1 protein-coding gene is annotated in these 777 nt (G+C 36.0%); it reads right to left on the reverse strand.

What is annotated here, in order from left to right; genetic code table 11:
• Positions 1 to 419: 419 nt before the first annotated feature.
• Positions 420 to 777, reverse strand: a 358-nt coding sequence (locus OOZ15_RS19915) for a hypothetical protein (protein WP_265958185.1), incomplete at its 5' end; no start/stop codon positions are given.

A 777-nucleotide genomic window follows, 5' to 3' on the forward strand; every position in this document is an offset into this window, starting at 1 on the left:
CCCTTTATCCGCACCCTTCTTACTATTGGGACACCCATCTATTCCAGGAACACAAAGAGCTCTGTTCCTTTTGGAGTCCTTAATGACAAAACTCCTCTTTGATATTTGTTACATCTTTACGGGATTTAAACAGAACAATATGCTCTATTTTCATCACAGCAAGAGTAAATGACTAAAAGGAAAACATTTTGAAAATAAAAGAAAGTAATAGCGACAGGGAATTGTCGCTATTACATAATCATTACCTTAAAATAATGGATTTACACACATATAGAGGAACAATAATCAACTCCCAACCCCTTATCTTCGTCCTCATAAAGCAGATCTTTTTCTTAACCGGGATACCCTCCTGGTCAGGTTAAACAGATAAGGTTATTGGAAAGAGTAACGCAGCAGATCTCCTAATGAAAGCTCCATTATCATACCTGTATTATGTTAAAGCAATGGGCATAAAAACCAACTGCCTGACAAACATTGCCAAACTCTATCTCAAAGCAATTTGAAATCTTTTCAAGTATTTTCCTATTTAACTTATAGACAGCAGCCTTGGTCTTGTTTAGCATAGCAGCAATTTCCTTGGAAGTAAACCCTTTATAAATAAGTTCAATAGTCTTCATTTGCTCTATAGAAAACGCGCTGTGAGGCTCCATTTGCTTCCTCACATAGGAGGTTTTTACTTCATCCGTTATTCCCCTGTTAAACACCTCTATTTTGTAATAATCCTCTTCGTAATGCTTAATGGGGATATTAACAATCTGTAGACCATATAATTGATTG

The sequence above is a fragment of the Galbibacter kalidii genome (genome assembly GCF_026241135.1).
Lineage (GTDB): Bacteria > Bacteroidota > Bacteroidia > Flavobacteriales > Flavobacteriaceae > Galbibacter.